Consider the following 847-nt stretch of genomic DNA (forward strand, 5'->3'; position numbering starts at 1 on the left):
TTGTCGATTTCTCCGACCCCCGCATTCGACACCACCAAACCCATGACCCTGCGCGAGCTGATGGGCAAATCCCCCTTGGGCTGTGTCGGTATGTTTCTGTTGGGCGGGGTGTTCTCGGCGCAGTTCGGCATGGCGGCGGTCTATGGCGCGCGCGCCGGGTTGAGCCTGATCGAGATTTCGACCTTCGTGGCCGCCTTCTACATCGGCGCTATCGTGCTGCAATACCCGCTGGGATGGTTCTCGGACCGAATGGATCGGCGTTTCCTGATCCTGCTGGCGGCAGCCATAGGCGGTGCCAGTGCCGTAGCTGGCATGCTACTCGGGGTGAATTTCCCGATCCTGCTGGTAACCGCTTTCTTTATTGGCGGTATGTCAAACCCGCTCTATTCCCTGCTGATCGCCCATACGAACGATTTTCTGGATCGCGAGGACATGGCCGCTGCATCTGGTGGTCTGCTTTTCATCAACGGCTTGGGCGCGATTGCTGGCCCGCTGATTACGGGTTGGTTGATGGGGGACGGGGTCTTTGGACCTCCGGGCTTTTTCCTGTTCATCGCGGCGTTGCTGTTCGCGATGGCTGGCTATGCAATGTATCGCATGACGCAGCGTGCGGCGATTCCTGTCGACGAAACCGGTACCATGTCGCCTCTGTACCCGTCCGCATCCCCCGTTGCGCTTGAGGTGGCCCAGGAAGTGGCCATCGAAGCCGCCGAGGCCGAGGAAGACGCACAAGATGTTTCCGCTAACGCCTAAATATGTCCGAAATGTAGTAATATTTTACTGTCACAAATCTGTAAAACAGCCTTAAATGACCTTACGTCCCTGGGGAGGGCAACACACGGAGTTA

Annotated in this window: 1 protein-coding gene; it reads left to right on the plus strand. The window is 57.7% G+C overall.

Annotated features, from left to right (window positions below; all coding sequences use genetic code 11):
- The coding region (locus ACR0E6_RS21950) for an MFS transporter (RefSeq protein WP_480587314.1) at nucleotides 1–753 on the plus strand (753 nt) is incomplete at its 5' end.
- Nucleotides 754–847: the final 94 nt, after the last annotated feature.

The sequence above is a fragment of the Ruegeria sp. AP12 genome (genome assembly GCF_056540025.1).